The organism is Aquibium sp. A9E412, from assembly GCF_030398335.1.
Classification (GTDB): Bacteria; Pseudomonadota; Alphaproteobacteria; order Rhizobiales; family Rhizobiaceae; genus A9E412.
Genome location: NZ_JAOAOP010000068.1, coordinates 1 through 18,194, shown reverse-complemented (window position 1 = coordinate 18,194; position 18,194 = coordinate 1). Strand labels below are relative to the sequence as shown.

Annotated in this window: 17 protein-coding genes; 7 read left to right on the top strand and 10 right to left on the bottom strand. The window is 72.6% G+C overall.

All coding sequences use genetic code 11. The features are described from left to right. Positions 1-240: hypothetical protein (locus tag N1F89_RS17610; protein WP_290085699.1), on the top strand; the 240-nt coding region annotated here is incomplete at its 5' end. A gap of 125 nt (positions 241-365) precedes the next feature. After that, positions 366-836, top strand: coding sequence for a Kazal-type serine protease inhibitor domain-containing protein (locus N1F89_RS17605; protein WP_290085696.1), 471 nt, complete (start codon positions 366-368; stop codon positions 834-836). A gap of 15 nt (positions 837-851) precedes the next feature. Here the strand turns inward: N1F89_RS17605 and N1F89_RS17600 are convergent, their stop codons facing one another. The 6 genes from N1F89_RS17600 to N1F89_RS17575 form a co-directional block, all read right to left on the bottom strand. Next, positions 852-1,109, bottom strand: coding sequence for a formate dehydrogenase subunit delta (locus N1F89_RS17600; RefSeq protein WP_290085693.1), 258 nt, complete (start codon positions 1,107-1,109; stop codon positions 852-854). Beyond that, a complete protein-coding gene (fdhD, locus tag N1F89_RS17595; RefSeq protein WP_290085691.1) occupies positions 1,099-1,920 on the bottom strand; it encodes a formate dehydrogenase accessory sulfurtransferase FdhD in 822 nt (273 codons plus the stop codon). Before fdhD ends, N1F89_RS17600 begins: the two co-directional genes overlap by 11 nt. A 41-nt stretch (positions 1,921-1,961) precedes the next feature. Beyond that, positions 1,962-4,835, bottom strand: a complete 2,874-nt coding sequence (fdhF, locus tag N1F89_RS17590) for a formate dehydrogenase subunit alpha (protein ID WP_290085689.1) — start codon at positions 4,833-4,835, stop codon at positions 1,962-1,964. 51 nt (positions 4,836-4,886) lie between these two features. After that, positions 4,887-6,443 (bottom strand): NADH-quinone oxidoreductase subunit NuoF, encoded by a 1,557-nt coding sequence (locus tag N1F89_RS17585; RefSeq protein WP_290085687.1) that lies wholly within the window; start codon positions 6,441-6,443, stop codon positions 4,887-4,889. Further along, the gene (locus N1F89_RS17580; RefSeq protein ID WP_290085685.1) at positions 6,440-6,913 is read right to left on the bottom strand and encodes a formate dehydrogenase subunit gamma; all 474 of its coding nucleotides are present in this window, start codon (positions 6,911-6,913) and stop codon (positions 6,440-6,442) included. Before N1F89_RS17580 ends, N1F89_RS17585 begins: the two co-directional genes overlap by 4 nt. 96 nt (positions 6,914-7,009) lie before the next feature. Next, on the bottom strand, positions 7,010-7,909 hold the full coding sequence (locus N1F89_RS17575) for a LysR family transcriptional regulator (protein WP_290085682.1): 900 nt from the start codon (positions 7,907-7,909) through the stop codon (positions 7,010-7,012). A 156-nt stretch (positions 7,910-8,065) separates the two neighbouring features. Between N1F89_RS17575 and N1F89_RS17570 the strand changes: the two genes are divergently transcribed. Further along, positions 8,066-9,235 carry an Mrp/NBP35 family ATP-binding protein gene (locus N1F89_RS17570; RefSeq protein WP_290085680.1) on the top strand — a complete coding sequence of 390 codons (1,170 nt, stop codon included), beginning with the start codon at positions 8,066-8,068 and terminating at the stop codon, positions 9,233-9,235. A gap of 88 nt (positions 9,236-9,323) precedes the next feature. Next, on the top strand, positions 9,324-10,136 hold the full coding sequence (paaG, locus tag N1F89_RS17565; RefSeq protein ID WP_290085679.1) for a 2-(1,2-epoxy-1,2-dihydrophenyl)acetyl-CoA isomerase PaaG: 813 nt from the start codon (positions 9,324-9,326) through the stop codon (positions 10,134-10,136). Positions 10,137-10,162: 26 nt separating this feature from the next. On the opposite strand, the gene N1F89_RS17560 is transcribed toward paaG, so the two are convergent. The 3 genes from N1F89_RS17560 to N1F89_RS17550 all read right to left on the bottom strand — a co-directional run bounded on the left by N1F89_RS17560 (position 10,163) and on the right by N1F89_RS17550 (position 12,807). Beyond that, entirely contained in the window at positions 10,163-10,633 is a 471-nt protein-coding gene (locus tag N1F89_RS17560; RefSeq protein WP_290085678.1) for a carbon monoxide dehydrogenase subunit G, read from the bottom strand. Between the two features lie 209 nt (positions 10,634-10,842). Next, on the bottom strand, positions 10,843-11,271 hold the full coding sequence (locus tag N1F89_RS17555; RefSeq protein WP_290085677.1) for a DUF4112 domain-containing protein: 429 nt from the start codon (positions 11,269-11,271) through the stop codon (positions 10,843-10,845). A 39-nt stretch (positions 11,272-11,310) separates the two neighbouring features. Continuing rightward, positions 11,311-12,807: a PLP-dependent aminotransferase family protein gene (locus tag N1F89_RS17550; RefSeq protein ID WP_290085676.1), complete on the bottom strand. Its 1,497-nt coding sequence runs from the start codon at positions 12,805-12,807 to the stop codon at positions 11,311-11,313. Between the two features lie 245 nt (positions 12,808-13,052). On the opposite strand from N1F89_RS17550, the gene pgi reads away from it, so the two are divergent. From pgi to N1F89_RS17535, 3 genes are all read left to right on the top strand, one after another. After that, positions 13,053-14,702, top strand: coding sequence for a glucose-6-phosphate isomerase (gene pgi / locus N1F89_RS17545; RefSeq protein WP_290085675.1), 1,650 nt, complete (start codon positions 13,053-13,055; stop codon positions 14,700-14,702). Continuing rightward, positions 14,699-15,454 (top strand): HAD family hydrolase, encoded by a 756-nt coding sequence (locus N1F89_RS17540; RefSeq protein WP_290085674.1) that lies wholly within the window; start codon positions 14,699-14,701, stop codon positions 15,452-15,454. The genes pgi and N1F89_RS17540 overlap by 4 nt, the downstream gene beginning before the upstream one ends. A 105-nt stretch (positions 15,455-15,559) precedes the next feature. Next, on the top strand, positions 15,560-17,089 hold the full coding sequence (locus N1F89_RS17535; protein WP_290085673.1) for a bifunctional diguanylate cyclase/phosphodiesterase: 1,530 nt from the start codon (positions 15,560-15,562) through the stop codon (positions 17,087-17,089). A gap of 33 nt (positions 17,090-17,122) precedes the next feature. On the opposite strand, the gene N1F89_RS17530 is transcribed toward N1F89_RS17535, so the two are convergent. Then, positions 17,123-18,151 carry a class I SAM-dependent methyltransferase gene (locus N1F89_RS17530; RefSeq protein WP_290085672.1) on the bottom strand — a complete coding sequence of 343 codons (1,029 nt, stop codon included), beginning with the start codon at positions 18,149-18,151 and terminating at the stop codon, positions 17,123-17,125. Positions 18,152-18,194: the final 43 nt, after the last annotated feature.

The window sequence follows — 18,194 nt, the reverse complement described above, 5'->3', positions numbered from 1 at the left end:
CGTTTCACGGAATCGCAGATCGGCTCTAACTCATTGTTTTCACGCGTTTCCGAACGGCGAACCGGTTTCCACTTCGCCTGGAAACGCTATAGATCGGTTCCCGGCGAAGCGGCAAGCGGTTCGCCGTCGGCAACGCGCCGCAACGGCCCGTCGGCGCCGATCTGCGGTGCAGCGATAGGCAGCACGGCGTCCGCGGCGCGTCGCGAGAAGAACCTTCCGGCCGCACGACGGACGCTGTAGGCTGCCGCGACACGCATCGCGCCGTTGCGAAACCGGCTGGTTTTTCGGGGGGCGATGCGCGGGGGGCACGCGGCGGCGACACCGGCCGCCGCCGACAGCGAGAGAGGGGCAAGACGACGATGGCAATGCCGCACCTTCGGGGCCTGGGCCTGGCGGCCCTGGCCGGCATCATGGCGGCCGCCGGCTGCACCGTGGTGGTCGACGATCCGCCGCCGCGGCCGCGGCCCGGGCCGCAGGTCTGCACGCAGGAGTATGCGCCGGTGTGCGCCAGGCGCGGCGGCGACACGCGCACCTTCACCAACGCCTGCTACGCGCGCGCCAACGATTACCGCATCCTCTACCGCGGCGAATGCAGCCGGCCCGGCGGCCCGCGCCCGCCCGCGCAGCCGAACCCGCCGCCCGGCAGCGCACCGCCCGGCGCCTCGAATCCGCCCGGCGCGTCGAACCCGCCCGGCACGTCGGGCCGGCCGCCGCAGGTCTGCACGCAGGAGTACGGGCCGGTGTGCGCCAGGCGCGGCAACGACACGCGCACCTTCTCCAGCTCCTGCGACGCGCAGGCGGCGAGCTATCGCGTGCTCTACCGGGGTCCCTGCTGAGGCGGCCGGCGCCGGTCAGCCGGCCGGCGCCGGCCGGCGGATCTGCGCGGCGGCCTCGACCACCTGCGGCCTGAGGCCGGCGCCGCCGGCCTCGATCAGCGCGAACAGGTGGCGGCGCATGCGCGGCTCCCAGAACTTGTTGATGTGGTCGGCGATGCCGTCGACCGCCTCGTCGCGCGGCATGGCCTCGAAGAAGGTGGCGATCTGGTTGGCCATGTAGGCCAGCTTCTCGTCGCCGCTGCGGGTGGCGTGGGCGGAGGCGTCATGCGACATGGCGGTCGGCTCCCGGATCGATGCGTTCGGGGCGGGTGAAGATGTCGAACTCCTCGCCGCGCACCAGCGCCACCAGCGTCATGCCGGCGGCCTCGGCGGTGCGCAGGGCGAGCGCGGTGGGGGCGGAGACGGCGACGACGATCGGCGCGCCGATGGCGGCCGCCTTCTGCACCATCTCGACGGAGACGCGGCTCGTCACCACCACCGCACCGCCGGCGCCGTCCTGGCCGCCGCGGGCGAGCGCGCCGGCCAGCTTGTCGAGCGCGTTGTGGCGGCCGACGTCCTCGCGCGCGGCGACGAGCCCCTCGCCCGGCCGGTAGAAGCCGGCGGCATGCACCGCCCCGGTGGCGCGGTGCAGCGGCTGCCGCTCGGCGAGCGCGCGCACCGCGCGCACCACGCCGGCGGCGTCGAGCGCCAGCCGGTTGTCGGCCACGTCGCGCACGCCGCGCAGCGCCTCCTCGATCGATTCGATGCCGCACAGGCCGCAGCCGACCGGTCCGGCGAGCCGCCGGCGACGCGCCTCGAAGGCGCGCGCGGCCGGCGCGGCGAGCGTCAGGCGCAGCTCGACGCCCTCGCCGAGGTCGACCGTCTCGACCGCCTCGACATCGGCGGCCGAGCCGGCGATGCCCTCGGTCAGGCAGAAGCCGACGGCGAAATCCTCCAGGTCGGCCGGGCTCGCCATCATCACCGCATGGGTGGTGCCGGAGACGGAGAAGGCGACCGGCACCTCCTCCGGCACGCGGCGCGGATCGGCCGTCAGGCCGCCGGCGCGGCGCGCGATGCGCACCGTCGAGGCGAGCGGCTCCCTCATCGCAAAGCGCCCCGAAGGGGGGTATCCCGCCGCGACATAGCCTACTCCGCCGCCTCGAGCGGCGCGATGCGGCGGCTGCGGCGCGCCTGTGCCTCGTACTCCTCCTGCCAGCCGGTCGGCCCGTTGGAGGGGCTCACCTGCACCGCCGTGACCTTGTATTCCGGACAGTTGGTCGCCCAGTCGGAGAACTCGGTGGTGACCACGTTGGCCTGCGTCTCGGGATGGTGGAAGGTGGTGTAGACGACGCCCGGCGCGACGCGCTCCGTGATCGTCGCGCGCAGCGTCGTCGCCCCGGCGCGGCTGGCCAGCTTGACCCAGTCGCCGTCGCGGATGCCGCGCTGCTCGGCGTCGTGCGGGTGGATCTCCAGAAGGTCCTCCTCGTGCCACACCACATTGGCGGTGCGCCGCGTCTGCGCGCCGACATTGTACTGCGACAGGGTGCGCCCGGTGGTCAGCAGCAGCGGGAAGCGCGGCCCGGTCTTCTCGTCGGTGGCGACATAGGCGGTGCGCACGAACTTGCCGCGGCCGCGCACGAAGCCGTCAACATGCATGACCGGCGTGCCCGTCGGCGCCGCCTCGTTGCACGGCCACTGCACCGAGCCGGCCGCCTCGAGCACCGGATAGGAGACGCCGGCGAAGGTCGGCGTGGTGGCGGCGATCTCGGCCATGATCTCGGAGGGATGCGTGTAGGCCCAGTCGAGGCCGAGCGCGCGGGCGAGCTCCTGGGTGACCTCCCAGTCGGCATAGCCGTTCCTCGGCTCCATCACCTTGCGCACGCGGTTGATGCGCCGCTCGGCATTGGTGAAGGTGCCGTCCTTCTCCAGGAAGGTCGAGCCGGGCAGGAAGACGTGCGCGTAGTTCGCCGTCTCGTTGAGGAACAGGTCGTGCACGACGACGCAGTCCATCGCCGCCAGGCCGGCGGCCACGTGATGGGTGTTGGGGTCGGACTGCAGGATGTCCTCGCCCTGCACGTAGAGGCCCTTGAAGGAGCCCTCGAGCGCGGCGTCGAGCATGTTGGGGATGCGCAGCCCCGGCTCGTCGTCGATGGTCACGCCCCACAGCGCGCCGAAGACGTGCCGCGTCGCCTCGTCGGAGACGTGGCGGTAGCCCGGCAGTTCGTGCGGGAAGGAGCCCATGTCGCAGGAGCCCTGCACGTTGTTCTGGCCGCGCAGCGGGTTCACGCCGACGCCCGGCCGGCCGATGTTGCCGGTCGCCATCGCCAGATTGGCGATCGCCATCACCGTGGTCGAGCCCTGGCTGTGCTCGGTGACGCCGAGGCCGTAATAGACCGCCGCGTTGCCGCCGGTGGCATAGAGCCGCGCGGCGCCGCGGATCAGCGCGGCCGGCACGCCGGACACCGCTTCGACCGCCTCGGGGCTGTTTTCCGGCGCCAGAACGAACTCGGCCCAGTCGGCGAACTCGTCGAGATCGCAGCGCTCGCGCACGAAGGCCTCGTCCTGCAGGCCCTCGGCGACGATGACATGCGCCATCGCCGTCAGCACGGCGACGTTGGTGCCGGGCTTGAGCGGCAGATGGTAGGCCGCCTCGACATGCGGCGTGCGCACCAGGTCGATGCGGCGCGGGTCGAGCACGATCAGCCTGGCGCCGGCGCGCAGCCGCTTCTTGAGCCGCGAGGCGAACACCGGATGGCCGTCGGTCGGGTTGGCGCCGATCACCATGACGACGTCGGCCGCCTCGACCGAATCGAAGTCCTGCGTGCCGGCCGAGGTGCCGAAGGTGGTCTTCAGGCCGTAGCCGGTCGGCGAGTGGCAGACGCGCGCGCAGGTGTCGACATTGTTGTTGCCGAAGCCCTGGCGCACCAGCTTCTGGACGAGATAGGTCTCCTCGTTGGTGCAGCGCGAGGAGGTGATGCCGCCGACGGCACCGCGGCCGTGCGCCTGCTGGATGGCGCGGAAGCGCTCGGCGACATGCGCATAGGCCTCCTCCCAGGAGACCTCGCGCCACGGCTCGTCGATCGTCTCGCGCACCATCGGGTTGAGGATGCGGTCGGGGTGGCTGGCATAGCCGTAGGCGAAGCGGCCCTTGACACAGGAGTGGCCGCGATTGGCCTTGCCGCCCTTGTAGGGCACCATGCGCACGACCTCCTCGCCCTTCATTTCCGCCTTGAAGGAGCAGCCGACGCCGCAATAGGCGCAGGTCGTGACGACGGAGCTTTCCGGCATGCCGAGCGCCTGCACCGACTTCTCCTGCAGCGCGCCGGTCGGGCAGGCCTGCACGCAGGCGCCGCACGACACGCATTCCGAGCCGAGGAAGTCCTCGTGCATGCCGGCCGACACGCGCGAATCGAAGCCGCGCCCCTCGATGGTCAGCGCGAAGGTGCCCTGCACGTCGGCGCAGGCGCGCACGCACAGCGAGCACACGATGCACTGCGCCGGATCGTAGGCGAAATAGGGGTTCGACAGGTCCTGCGGCAGGTGGTGCGGGTTGAGGCCGCCGGCCACCTCCGGCGCCACGTGGTTGACGCCGTTCTCGCCGTAGCGGTCCTCGGCGAGCCCCACCCCGGCGGCCATGCCGGCCATCGCGCAGTCGCCCATCGCGCAGGCCGGACAGTCGGCCGGATGGTCCGACATGTAGAGCTCCATGACGCCGCGGCGCAGATTGCCGAGGCGCGGCGTCCGGGTGCTGACCACCATGCCGTCGGCCGCCGGCGTGGTGCAGGAGGCGGGCGTGCCGTTGCGCCCCTCGATCTCCACCAGGCACAGCCGGCACGAGCCGAAGGCGTCGACCATGTCGCTGGCGCACAGCTTGGGCACGGCGATGCCGGCCTCGCGGGCGGCGCGCATCACCGAGGTGCCCTCCGGCACGGTGACGGCGGCGCCGTCGATGGTCAGCGTCACGGTCTTGTCGGAGGCCGCCGCCGGGGTGCCGTAGTCGATCTCGGTCACGAAGCTCATCGTCCTCATCCCGTCCTGTCGGTCGCGTTCACGGGTCCGCCGTCGCGGCCCTCACTCAGCCGCCTGCGGCACGGCGCGCGGGCGGAAATCGTCGGGAAAATGCGTCAGCGCGCTCATCACCGGATAGGGCGTGAAGCCGCCGAGCGCGCACAGCGAGCCGAACTTCATCGTCTCGCACAGGTCGGTGACGGTCTCGAGCTGGCGCTGCGGCGTCACGTCCGCCGCCAGCCGGTCGAGCAGCTCGACCCCGCGCACCGAGCCGAGCCGGCAGGGCGTGCACTTGCCGCACGATTCCACCGCACAGAACTCGAAGGCGAAGCGCGCCTGCTTGAGCATGTCGGCGGTGTCGTCGAACACCACGATGCCGGCATGGCCGATCAGCCCGTCCTTCGCCGCGAACGCCTCGTAGTCGAACGGCGTGTCGAACAGGGCGGGCGGGAAATAGGCGCCGAGCGGACCGCCCACCTGCACCGCCTTGACCGGCCGGCCGCTCGCCGTGCCGCCGCCGATGTCGTCGACCAGTTCGCCCAGCGTCATGCCGAAGGCGGCCTCGAACAGGCCGCCATGACGCACGTTGCCGGCGAGCTGGATCGGGATGGTGCCGCGCGAGCGGCCCATGCCGAAATCGCGGTAGAAGGCGGCGCCGCGGTCGAGGATGATCGGCACGGAGGCGAGCGAGATCACGTTGTTGACCACCGTCGGACGGCCGAACAGTCCCTTGTGGGCCGGCAGCGGCGGCTTGGCGCGCACCTGGCCGCGCTTGCCCTCCAGCGAATCGAGCAGCGCCGTCTCCTCGCCGCAGACATAGGCGCCGGCGCCGATGCGCACCTCCATGTCGAAGGCGCGGCCGGAGCCGAGGATGTCGGGACCGAGCACGCCGGCCGCGCGCGCCGCCGCCATCGCCTCGTCGAGGATGACCGCGGCGTCGGGATATTCGGAGCGCAGATAGACGTAGCCCTTGGTGGCACCGGTCGCCAGGCCGGCGATCGCCATGCCCTCGATGAGCACGAAGGGATCGCCCTCCATGATCATGCGGTCGGAGAAGGTGCCCGAATCGCCCTCGTCGGCGTTGCAGACGATGTATTTCTGCGCGCCGGGCGTCTCGCGCACCGTGTTCCACTTGATGCCGGTCGGGAAGCCGGCGCCGCCGCGCCCGCGCAGGCCCGATTCGGTGACCGTGGCGACGATCTCCTCGGCCGTCATGGCGAGCGCGGCTTGCAGGCCGCGCAGGCCGCCATGCGCCCGGTAGTCGGCCAGCGAGACGGGATCGGTGATGCCGCAGCGCGCGAAGGTGAGCCGCGTCTGACGCTGCAGGAACGGGATCGCCTCGGCGCGCCCGAGCCACAGCCGGTGCTGGTCGCCGGCGAGAAAGCCGCAGTCGAACAGCGAGGCGACGTCGGCCGGCCGCACCGGGCCGTAGGCGACGCGGCCGTTCGCCGTCTGCACCTCGACCATCGGCTCCAGCCAGTAGAGCCCGCGCGAGCCGTTGCGCACGACGCGCGCGTCGACGCCGCGCCGGGCGATCTCCGCGCCGATCGCGTCGGCCACCCGGTCGGCGCCGAGCGCCTTGGCGCCGGAGTCGCGCGGCACGTAGACGGTGACGGTCATCGCTGCACCTCCGCGGCGATCTCTTCGATGGCGGCCTCGTCGAGGCGGCCGATCACGCGGCCGTCGAGCATGGCCGAGGGCGCGCAGGCGCACAGGCCGAGGCAGTAGACGGGCTCGACCGTCACCGAGCCGTCGGCCGCCGTCTCGTGGAAGCCGGCGCCGAGCCGCGCGGCCAGCCGCTCGGCCACGGCGTCGCCGCCCATCGCCTGGCAGGCCTCGGCGCGGCACAGCTTCAGCACGTGCCGGCCCGGCGGGTGCTCGCGGTAGTCGTGATAGAAGGAAACGACGCCGTAGACCTCGGCGCGCGTCAGGTTGAGCGTCTCGGCAATGACCGGCAGCGTCTCGCGCGGCACGTGGCCGAGTTCGGCCTGCAGCGCGTTGAGGATCGGCAGAAGCGGACCTTCCGCGCCCTTCCAGCGCTCGGCGATCGTGCGCGCCGTCGCCATGACGTCTGTGGTTGCCTGCTGCATCGTTGCGCGCCCTCCCTGACCGAACGCATCGTGGAGGCATGCAGGAAAAGCCGGCACCACATCAATATAGCATATCCGTCGCTCGATAGAAAATTTCTATCGAACGCCGTCGAGCTGGTCGGCCACGCGGCGCGCCTCGTAGAGCAACGCGGAGACGAGCGGCGTGTGCGGCTCGCGCAGCGCGGCGACCACGCCGACCAGGTGGCTGGCGTCGGGCTCGACGATCGGAATGGCGCGGATCGGCTCGGCGAAGCCCAGCGTCTCGGCCAGGTTGAGCGGCATGATGGAGGCCCACTTGCCGGTGCGGATGTGCGAGAACAGCAGGATCATCGAGTTCGATTCCAGCGTCGGCGTCACCCGCGCGCCGGCCTCCTGCAGATGCTGGTTGATGATGCGCCGGTTCTGCATGTCCGGCGTGAGCAGGCACAGCGGCAGGTCGGCGACCTCCGCCCAGGTCACCGTCTCGCGCTCGGAGTAGCGGTTTCCCGCCGCTGTGATGAGCTGGTAGCGCTCCGAATAGAGCGGCACGGCGGAGACGCGGCCGAGCGGCTCGTTGTCGAGATAGGTCACGCCGACGTCGATCTCGAGGTTCTCCAGCAGCGCCAAGACCTCGATCGAGGTGCGCGACAGCACCGAGAAGGTGACGTCGGGATGCTTGTCGCGGAACGGCGTGGTGAGCCGCGGCACCATGGCGAGCGCGGTCGGAATGGCGGCGATGCGCACATGGCCGGCAAGCCCGCGCCGGGCGGCGCGCATCTCCGCGCGCATGGTGCGCGTGTCGGCGACGATGCGGCGCGCCCATTCCAGCACGCGCTGCCCCTCCGGCGTCAGCCCCTGGAAGCGCGAGCCGCGCTGCACCAGCATGACGCCGAGCTGGTCCTCGAGCTGCTTGACGGCGGCCGACAGCGTCGGCTGCGTGATGCCGAGCTCGGCGGCGGCCTTGCCGAAATGCTGCGCCTTGGCGAGCGCGATGAAGACTTCCAGCTTTTCGATCATCGGGCCGGGGAACGGGTTGCGGGACGGCAAGCGTCCCGGAATTCGCCGCGTCTGGCAAGGGGCGGGGCGGCGGCGCGGGCGCTGCCCTCTTGGTCGGGCGGCCGCGAGCGATTATGTCACGGCCAGTGCAACGCGAACGAAAAGCGAGCCGCAACCATGCCCGAGGTGAGCAAGGAGGCCGTCGTCGAGCGGCTCAAGCAGGTGAAGGGGCCGGACGGCCGGGGCGACATCGTCACCGGCGGCCTGGTGTCGGAGATCTTCATCGCCGACGGCAAGGTGTTCTTCTCGATCACCGTTCCGGCGGCCCGCGCGCAGGAGCTCGAGCCGCTGCGCACGGCGGCCGAGGAGGCGGTGCGCGCGCTGCCCGGCGTCACCGGCGCGGTGGTCGCGCTGACGGCGGAGAAGGCGGCCGGCGCCGGCGGCAGCCAGCCGCGGCCGCAACCGCAGCCGCAGCCGCAGGCGCGGCCGGCCCCGGCGCGGCCGCAGGGCGGACAGGCCGCACGGCAGCCGCCGCAGGGCAAGCGCGGCGTGCCCGGCGTCGAGGCGATCATCGCGGTGGCGAGCGGCAAGGGCGGCGTCGGCAAGTCGACGACGGCCGTCAACATCGCGCTCGGCCTCAGCGCGCTCGGCCTCAAGGTCGGCATCCTCGACGCCGACATCTACGGCCCGTCGATGCCGCGCCTGCTTGGGGTGTCGGGCCGGCCGGAAAGCGCCGACGGCCGCGTTCTCAAGCCGATGCGGGCGCACGGCGTGATCGCCATGTCGATCGGCTTCCTCGTCGAGGAGGAGACGCCGATGATCTGGCGCGGGCCGATGGTCATCTCGGCGCTCAACCAGATGCTGCGCGAGGTCGACTGGGGCGCGCTCGACGTGCTGGTGGTCGACATGCCGCCGGGCACCGGCGACGCGCAGCTCACCATGGCCCAGCAGGTGCCGCTGGCCGGCGCCGTCATCGTGTCGACGCCGCAGGACCTGGCGCTGATCGACGCGCGCAAGGGCCTCAACATGTTCAACCGCGTCGACGTGCCGATCCTCGGCATCGTCGAGAACATGAGCTACTTCCTGGCGCCCGACACGGGCAAGCGCTACGACATCTTCGGCCATGGCGGGGCGCAGCGCGAGGCGGCGCGGCTCGGCGTGCCGTTCCTCGGCGAGGTGCCGCTGACGATGGACGTGCGCGAGGCCTCCGACGCCGGCACGCCGGTCGTCGCCGCCGCGCCCGACAGCGCCCAGGCCAAGGTCTACCGCGAGATCGCCGCGCGCATCCGCGACCGGCTGGCCGAGCTCAAGCCGGCGAGCCGGCAGCCCTCGATCGTCTTCGAGTAGCGGCCGCCGGCCAAGCGTTACCGCGCATTGATCGTCCGGCCGCGGCGTGTAACATGCCGCGCGACGATCCGGCGACAGGGAGACACGCATGGCCGACGACGACGCCGCACCTCCGGTGCTTCACGAGCGGCGCGAGGGCTATGCGCTCGTCACGCTCAACCGGCCCGGGCGGCTCAACGCCTTCAACGTCGCGCAGCACGAGGCGCTGATGGCGGCGCTGAAGGACTGCGCGGCCGACGCCACCTGCCGCGCCGTGCTCTTGACGGGGGCCGGCCGCGGCTTCTGCGCCGGCCAGGACCTCGGCGACCGCGATCCCGCGATGATGGGCGACGAGCCCGACCTCGGCCACACGCTGCAGACCTACTACAACCCGCTGGTGCGGTTCCTGCGCGCCCTCGACAAGCCGGTGGTGTGCGCGGTCAACGGCGTGGCCGCCGGCGCCGGCGCCAACATCGCGCTGGCCTGCGACATCGTGCTGGCGGCGCGCTCGGCGAGCTTCATCCAGGCCTTCGCCAAGATCGCGCTGGTGCCGGATTCGGGCGGCACCTGGTGGCTGACGCGCCATCTCGGCGAGGCGCGCGCCAAGGCGCTGGCGCTGACCGGCGAGCCGATCGGCGCCGAGCAGGCGGCCGACTGGGGGCTGATCTGGCGCGCCGTCGACGACGCCGCGCTGATGACCGAGGCGACGGCGCTCGCCGAGCGCCTGGCGAGCGGACCGACGCACGCCTACGGACTCATCAAGCAGGCGATCCAGGCGGCCGCGGCCAACGACCTCGACGCGCAGCTCGACCTCGAACGCGCGCTGCAGCGCGAGGCCGGCCGCTCCGACGACTACAAGGAGGGCGTCTCGGCCTTCCTGGAAAAGCGCAAGGCCGTCTTCACCGGCCGGCCGCGGCGGTAAACGGCCGCAGGCCGGTCGCCGCGCCTTCAGGCCTCGGCCTTCTCCTCGCCGCTGGTGATGCGCGCGTTGAGGTTGGAGAAGAACTGGCCGGCGAGCTTCTTCGAGGTCGACTGGATGAGCCGGCTGCCGAGCTGCGCCATCTTGCCGCCGACGTCGGCCTTGGCCTTGTAGCTGAGCAGCGTCGCGTCGGGGCCGTCCTCGGCGAGCGCCACGTCGGCGCCGCCCTTGGCGAAGCCGGCGACGCCGCCCTTGCCCTCGCCGACGATGGTGTAGGAGTGCGGCGGGTTGAGGTTCTGCAGCTCGACCTCGCCGTTGAAGCGCGCCTTGATCGGGCCGATCTTGAGCGAGACGGTGGCGGCGAACTCGGTGTCGGACGTCTTCTCCAGCGTCTCGCAGCCGGGAATGCAGTCGCGCAGCACGTCGGGATCGTTGAGCGCCCGCCAAACGGTATCGACCGGCGCCTCGATGCGCTCCTCACCTTCCACGATCATCGACATGCCTTCCTCCGGTTCTGTCGGGCAAGACCGTGATGCCGACGAGCGTGACGCGGTCCGCAGGCGACAGCACGGTCTCTGATTGATCTCGCCGCATGGCTGCGAGGCCGGGTGGCGCCACCCGGCTGCAGCATGCTCGAGGCACGGGGTAGCGCACGCTCCGCGGCTTGTCCATCGCCGCGCGGCCGGGCGGCCGGCCCGGGCCCCGGCGGTCAGCCGCGCGGCACCCCGCCGGCGCCGCGCGCGGCCCGCGTCCTCTCGGCCTCCAGATGGCGGCGCAGCAGGCGCACGTTTCGCGTGTTGGCCTTGAAGAAGGCGTCGCCGACATCGCCGACCAGCGGCACCAGGCCGATCAGGTAGTCGACGCCGGTGTTGGCGACCATGCGCGCCTTGACGTGGCCCGGCGCGCCGGCCCGGTGCGCCTGCCAGATGATCCAGGCCGACAGGCCGGTCGTCAGCGTGTCGCCGACCACCGGCACGAGGCCGACCAGGGAGTCCCAGCCGAAGCGGAAGCCGGCGATCGAGAACTGGCGGTCGAGGGCGCGCTCCAGCATCCCGATGCGCTCGAGCAGCGCCGCGCGCTCGGCGTCCGCGGCCATCTCCGGCGGCAGGATCTCGACGGGCTCGGATGTCCGGCTCATGCGGGAAGAACCGGACGAGGGGCGAAAGGTTCCCGCGCCTCAGGCCGCGGCGAGCTGCCGTTCGGCGGCGGCGGCGAGCTCGCGGATGCCGGGCTCGATATGCTGCAGGCCGATCGACGAGATGCCGAGGCGCAGGAAGCGCGACGGGTTGTGCCGGCCGCCGTCGAAGAAGCGGCCGCCCGGCTCCACCAGCACGCCGCGCGCCTCCGCCGCGCGGGCGATCGCCGCGGCGTCGGTGCCGGGCGGCCCCTGCAGCCACAGCGAGGTGCCGCCGGCCACGTCGAGGGCGCGCCACTCGGGCAGGAAGGCGCAGCACGCCTCGGCGAGCCGCTGGCGGCGCTCCTCGAAGGCGGCCGAAAGCCGCCGCACCAGCGCGTCGTGGTGGCCGAGCGACAGGAACAGGCCGATGGTGCGCTGGTTGTTGGCCGGCGGATGGCGCAGCACGAAGCGGCGCAGTGCCCGCAGCTCGGCGATCAGCTCGGCCGGGGCGACGACGTAGCCGAGCCGCAGGCCGGGCGCCAGCGTCTTCGACATCGAGCCGAGGTAGATCACCCGGCCGGAGCCGTCGAGGCCCTTGAGCGCGGCCTGCGGCGTCTCGCCGGCGAGCTGGCTGTCGTAGTCGTCCTCGATGACGATGCGGTCGTGGCGCTCGGCATCGGCCAGCAGCGCCTCGCGCCGCTCCGCCGCCAGCGGCACCATGGTCGGGCAATGATGGCTCGGCGTGGTGAAGACGAAACCGCAGTCGCGCGGGATCGCCGCCGGGTCGATGCCGTCGCCGTCGACCGGCACCGGCACCACCTGCGCGCCGGCGAGGCGGAACAGCGAGCGGGCGTCGGGATAGCCGGGGTCCTCCATCGCCACCCTGGTGCCGCGGCCCATCAGCAGCGTGGCCAGCATGTAGAGCGCGTTCTGCGCGCCGAGCGTGACCATGATCTCGTCGGGATTGGCGAAGATGCCGCGCCGCGGCAGCAGCCGCGCCTGGATCTGCTCGATCAGCAGCGGGTCGTCGCGGTCGACCATGTCGGCCGCCCAGTTGCGGATCTCCAAGACCGCGAGCGCCATGCGGTTGCATTCGCGCCACTCGGCGGTGGGAAACAGCGCCGGGTCGAACTGGCCGTAGACGAAGGGATAGGCGGCCTTGATCCAGCCCTCGTGCTTGGGCGCCTCCGGCATGTCGCCGGGCGTCACGCGGCGCCGCGCCTTCCAGTCGATGCCGCCGGTCGCGGCCGCCGGCCGCGCCGGCGGCTCCGGCGGCGCGGCCAGCACCTCGGGGTTGACGAAATGGCCGCGGCGCTCGCGCGCGATCAAGAAGCCCTGGTCGACGAGCTGCTGGAAGGCCAGCACCACGGTGCCGCGCGCCACGCCCAGCTTCTCCGCCAGCACACGGCAGGAGGGAAGCGGCATCGAGGCGGCGATCTGCCGGTCGAGAATGGCGGCGACGATCGCCTGGCGGATCTGCGCCTGAAGGGTCTGGCCGGAATCGGGGGAGATCCGGAAAAGGCCGGACCACAAGGCGGTATCGGAACGGGGCGGCATGCGGCAACTCCTGAGTGTGGCGAGCCTAACGTCGCGTCCGGCATTCAGCAAGTCTGGTCCAATCGGTTATTCCACACGAACGACGGTTCCCGGCGCCGCCATGCCGACCGCGCGCAGCCGCACCCGCGCGGGGCCACGAGCCGTCCGATCGGCCTCGCCGCCGCCATGCCGCGCCAGGTGATGCCACATGGCGGCAACATGCACTAAGCTCGCCGCGCCGACCGATTCGCCGACGGGAGAACGGCGTGACCGAACAAGCCTATGCCGACGCGCTGACGGCGCTGCGCGCGCATCGCGCGGCGACGCGCGCGGCGCGCATCGCCGATGCCTTCGCGGCCGATCCGCAGCGCTTCGCGCGGCTGTCGCTGCAACTCGACGACCTGCTGCTCGACGTGTCGAAATGCGCGCTCGGCGCGGACACGCTCGCGCTTCTGCACGCGCTCGCCGAGGCGGCCGGGCTCGCCGGCATGCGCGCGGCGCTGTTTTCCGGTGCGCGCGTCAACACGACGGAAAACCGCGCCGCGCTGCACACCGCGCTGCGCCAGCCGGCCGATGCCACGGTGACGCTCGACGGCCGCGACGTGGTGCCCGAGGTGCATGCCGTGCTGGCCGCGATGGCGGCGTTCGCGGCGGCGGTGCGCGCCGGCGAGGCGCGCGGCGCCACCGGCGCCGCCTTCACCGACGTCGTCAACATCGGCATCGGCGGCTCCGATCTCGGGCCGGCCATGGCGACGCTGGCGCTGGCGCCGTATCACGACGGCCCGCGGCTGCACTACGTCTCCAATGTCGACGGCGCCCACATCGCCGACACGCTGCGCGGGCTCGATCCGCGCACGACGCTCTTCGTCGTCGCCTCGAAGACCTTCACCACGGTCGAGACGATGACCAACGCTGCGACCGCGCGCGACTGGATCGCCGAGCACCTGGGGGCGGCCGCGGTGACGGCGCATTTCGCCGCCGTGTCGACCGCGCGCGACAAGGTCGCCGCCTTCGGCATCGCGCAAGAGCGCGTGTTCGGCTTCTGGGACTGGGTCGGCGGGCGCTACTCGCTGTGGTCGGCCGTCGGCCTGCCGCTGATGATCGCCGTCGGCGCCGAGGCCTTCGGCCGCCTGCTCGACGGCGCGCACGCCATGGACCGGCACTTCCGCGACGCGCCGATGGCGCAGAACCTGCCGGTGCTGCTCGGCCTGACCGGCTTCTGGCACCGCGTCGTGTGCGGCTATCCGGCGCGCGCGGTGATCCCCTACGACCAGCGGCTGGCGCGGCTGCCGGCCTATCTGCAGCAGCTCGACATGGAATCGAACGGCAAGCGGGTCACCCGCGACGGCCGGCCGGTCGCCACGCCGACCGGGCCGCTGGTGTGGGGCGAGCCCGGCACCAACGGCCAGCACGCCTTCTTCCAGCTCCTGCACCAGGGGACCGACGTAATCCCGGTCGAGTTCATCGTTGCGGCCGAGGGCCACGAGCCGGCGCTCGCCCGTCACCACGACCTCCTGGTCGCCAACTGCCTGGCGCAGGCCGAGGCGCTGATGACCGGCCGCAGCGAGGCGGCCGCGCGCGCGCAGCTCGTGGCCCGCGGCATGGACCACGAGGCGGCCGCGGCGCTGGCGCCGCACCGCGCCTTCCCCGGCGACCGGCCGTCGCTGACGATCGTCCACCGCCGGCTCGACCCCTTCGCGCTCGGCCGGCTGATCGCGCTCTACGAGCACCGCGTCTTCGTCGAGGCCTGCCTCTACGGCATCAACCCGTTCGACCAGTGGGGCGTCGAGCTCGGCAAGGAGCTGGCGACCGGGCTGCTGCCGGTCGTGGCGGAGGGAGAGGACGCCGCCGGGCACGACGGTTCGACGGTCGGGCTCGTCGGCCATCTGCGGCGGCTGCGGGCGGGCGGCGCGTGAGCGCGGCCGCCATCAAGGCGATCCTGTTCGACAAGGACGGGACGCTGATCGACTTCAACCGCACCTGGTACGGCGTCAGCCGGCGGCTGGCGCTGGAATCGGCCGATGGCGACGAGGCGCGCGCCGACGCACTGATGGCGCAGGCCGGCTACGACGCGGCGCGCGGCGTCTTTCGCCCCGGCTCGGCGATCGCGGCGGGCACCAACGCCGACATCGTCGCGCTGTGGCACGGCGACCTCGCGCCGGCCGCGCAGCGCGAGCGCATCCGCCATTTCGACCACGTCACCGCGGAGGCCGGCGCCAGGGAAGCGGTGCCGCTGGCCGGCATGCACGACGCGCTCGCCGCGCTGCGCGAGGCGGGCTTCGCGCTCGGCGTGGCGACCAACGATTCGACCGACGGCGCGGAGCGCACGCTGCTGGCGCTCGGCGTGGCGCAGATGTTCGACGTCGTGCTGGGCTACGATTCGGTGGCCAACCCCAAGCCGGCGGCCGATGCGGTGCTCGCCTTCGCCGACGCGCTGGCGCTGCACCCGGCGCAGATCGCCATGGTCGGCGACAACCGCCACGACCTCGTCGCCGGGCGGGCCGCCGGCGTCGGGCTCAACGTCGCGGTGCTGAGCGGCACCGGCACGCGCGAGACGCTCGCGCCGCTGGCCGACATGCTGCTCGGCTCCATCGCCGACCTGCCGGCGCGCCTCGCCGCCACCCGGCAGGGCCGGCGCGGGCCGGCGCGACGCCCGCCCGCCGAATGATGCGGCGCCGGCAGGACGCCCCTTGCGCGGCTAAAATGCGAGCGATCCCGGGAAACGGTTTTTAAGGGGATTGCCGCTATAAGCGGACCGACGAGGACTGACCGAATGCAGGCAAGCACCCACCCCTCGCGCAGTCGCGCGTTCCGACTGATCACCATTGCGGCCGCCGGTCTCGGCAGCTTCACGCTCGGCCTGTGGGGTCTGCAGTTCGGCTTCGGCGGCGACATCGCGGGGCTGCCGGCCGGGGTGATCGGCGGCGTCATCGCCTCGCTGTGCGCGCTGGCGGCGGCCGGCGCGGCACTGTCCTTCTTCGCCGGCGTCGACGAATCGGCGAGCTACGTGTTCAACGAGACGCAGGTCGACAAGCTGACCGGGCTCAGCGCCCGCGTCGCGATGATCGGCAGGGTGGCCGAGGCCGCCTGCCAGACCGAGCGCACCGGCAAGCCGGTGTTCCTGGTCGACATCGACATCGACCGCTTCAAGCAGATCAACGACGCCATCGGCTACAGCCTCGGCGACGAGCTGATCCGCGCCTTCTCCGAGCGGCTGCGCTCGCTGCTCGAGGCCGACACCGCCATCGGCCGCATCGGCGCCGGCGAGTTCGCGGTGCTCCTGCCGGACCGGCCGGACGGGCCGCCGCTGGAGGACATCCTCGACGGGCTGATCGCGAAGCTGTCGGAGCCCTATCCGCTGTCGAGCCACATGCAGTCGGTCAACCTGTCGGTCGGCGTGGTGGCGCTGCCCAAGGACGGGCTCGACCCGGTGGTGCTGCTGCGCCGCTCCAACCTCGCCATCCAGCACGCGCGGGCCGGCGGCATCGGCAACTGGGCCGTCTATCAGGGCGAGATGGGGCGGGTCGCCGAATACCGCCAGTGGATCGAATCCGAGCTCGGCAGCGCCTTCGAGCGCGGCGACTTCGACCTGCACTACCAGCCGCAGCACGAGCTCACCAGCGGCCGCATCACCGGCTACGAGGCGCTGATCCGCTGGCACCATCCCGAGCGCGGCACGATCCCGCCGATGGAGTTCATCCCGATCGCCGAGGAAACCGGCATGATCAACCCGATCGGCGAGTGGGCGCTGCGCCGCGCCTGCCACGATGCGCGGCTGATCCCCGACGACTGCTCCGTCGCCGTCAACATCTCGCCGGTGCAGTTCATGACGCGCGACTTCGTCGCCCAGGTGCGCCGGGTGCTGGCCGACACCGGCATAAGGCCGCAGCGGCTGGAGCTCGAGGTCACCGAAACGGCGATGATGCAGGACCGCGAGCGCGCCGCGGCCATCCTGCGCGAGCTGTCCGAGATGGGCATCTCGGTCGCCGTCGACGATTTCGGCACCGGCTACTCCAACCTCAGCTACCTGATCGACTTCTCGTTCAAGAAGCTGAAGATCGACCGCTCCTTCATCAAGCGCATCGAGTCCGACAGCGGCACCGGCGCGGTCGTGTCGACCATCGTCGGCCTGTCGCGCGCGCTCGGCGTGCACACGATCGCCGAAGGCGTCGAGACCGAGGCGCAGGCGACGCTGCTCAAGGCGGCCGGCTGCGAGGCCGTTCAGGGCTTCTTCTACGGCCGGCCCGGCCCGCTGGCGATCGAGGCGCCGGACCAGCGCCGCGTGGCGAACGGCTACAACTGAGCGCCGGCAAGGGCTTCCGGCCGACGGCCGGCCTCAGCCGCGCGCCCGCCCCCACAGCACCTTGAAGCCGTCGGCCTCGGCGAGCGTGCCGTGCGCGGCCAGGCAGCGCGCCAGCGTCTCCTCGTAGGCGAGCTGCCGGTTGGCGACCAGCAGCAGCCGGCCGCCCGGCGCCAGCGCAGCCGCGGCGACACGGATCATCGCCCGGCCGATCTCCGGCTCGGCCGCGCGGCCGCGATGGAAGGGCGGGTTCATGACGATCGCGTCGTAGCGCGCCGTCACCGGCTCGCCGAGCAGGTCGTGCCAGAAGAAGCGGCAGACCGCCTGCGGCGCCAGCGCCGCCATGTTGCGGCGCGCCGCCTCGAGCGCGCCGTGATGGGTCTCGTAGAGGTCGATGCGCGCGCCCTGCCCCGCGCGCTCGGCCAGCGCGACGGACAGATAGCCCCAGCCGGCGCCGAAATCGGCGAGCCGGCCCGACAGGTCGTCCGGCAGGTGCGCGGCGAGCAGGCGCGAGCCGGCATCGGCGCGGTCGTGCGAGAAGCCGCCCGGCGCGGTCTCGAAGCGGCCGTCGACCGGCTTCGCCGGCGGGCCGCGCCAGGCGGCCAGCGCCTCCGCGTCGAGCCGCTCGGGCCGGGCGAGCCAGAAGACGACGCCGTGATGCTTGGAAAGCCGGCCCTCGAGCGCGCCGAGCGCGGCCAGCCGGCGCGCCAGGCTCGCCGCGCCGTCGCGCTTGTGGCCGGCGGCGACGATCGTGCCGCCCGGCACGACCCGCGCCAGCGCCTCGGCGAGCCACGCCTCGTTCTCGGCGCGATGGCGGCCGAGATGGACGAGCGCGCCGCCATAGCCCTCGCCCTCGGCGACCGGCGTCGCCGCGAAGCCGGCGGCCGTCAGCGCCAGGAAGCGCGCCCGGTCGGCCTGCGCCACGGCGAGCGGCGCGGCAAAGTCCGCCGGCACGGCAAGGCCGGCCGGCATGCCGAAGGCGAGCCAGCCGCGCGCGGCCCCGGGCGGCGGCAGATGCCCGGCCTCGAAGGGGTGGAACAGGGTGGCGAGCGCGTCGTCGGTCATTGGCGGGAAAATGCGGGGCGGGAAAATGCGGGGCGGGAAAGAA

Bases quoted from the DNA above. Each gene is read 5' to 3' on its own strand.
- N1F89_RS17575 (WP_290085682.1), bottom strand. From the start codon at position 7,909: ATGATCGAAAAGCTGGAAGTCTTCATCGCGCTCGCCAAGGCGCAGCAT.
- N1F89_RS17600 (WP_290085693.1), bottom strand. From the start codon at position 1,109: ATGTCGCATGACGCCTCCGCCCACGCCACCCGCAGCGGCGACGAGAAG.
- N1F89_RS17580 (WP_290085685.1), bottom strand. From the start codon at position 6,913: ATGCAGCAGGCAACCACAGACGTCATGGCGACGGCGCGCACGATCGCC.
- N1F89_RS17570 (WP_290085680.1), top strand. From the start codon at position 8,066: ATGCCCGAGGTGAGCAAGGAGGCCGTCGTCGAGCGGCTCAAGCAGGTG.
- N1F89_RS17535 (WP_290085673.1), top strand. From the start codon at position 15,560: ATGCAGGCAAGCACCCACCCCTCGCGCAGTCGCGCGTTCCGACTGATC.
- fdhD (WP_290085691.1), bottom strand. From the start codon at position 1,920: ATGAGGGAGCCGCTCGCCTCGACGGTGCGCATCGCGCGCCGCGCCGGC.
- N1F89_RS17585 (WP_290085687.1), bottom strand. From the start codon at position 6,443: ATGACCGTCACCGTCTACGTGCCGCGCGACTCCGGCGCCAAGGCGCTC.
- N1F89_RS17550 (WP_290085676.1), bottom strand. From the start codon at position 12,807: ATGCCGCCCCGTTCCGATACCGCCTTGTGGTCCGGCCTTTTCCGGATC.
- N1F89_RS17530 (WP_290085672.1), bottom strand. From the start codon at position 18,151: ATGACCGACGACGCGCTCGCCACCCTGTTCCACCCCTTCGAGGCCGGG.
- N1F89_RS17560 (WP_290085678.1), bottom strand. From the start codon at position 10,633: ATGTCGATGATCGTGGAAGGTGAGGAGCGCATCGAGGCGCCGGTCGAT.
- paaG (WP_290085679.1), top strand. From the start codon at position 9,324: ATGGCCGACGACGACGCCGCACCTCCGGTGCTTCACGAGCGGCGCGAG.
- fdhF (WP_290085689.1), bottom strand. From the start codon at position 4,835: ATGAGCTTCGTGACCGAGATCGACTACGGCACCCCGGCGGCGGCCTCC.
- N1F89_RS17605 (WP_290085696.1), top strand. From the start codon at position 366: ATGCCGCACCTTCGGGGCCTGGGCCTGGCGGCCCTGGCCGGCATCATG.
- N1F89_RS17555 (WP_290085677.1), bottom strand. From the start codon at position 11,271: ATGAGCCGGACATCCGAGCCCGTCGAGATCCTGCCGCCGGAGATGGCC.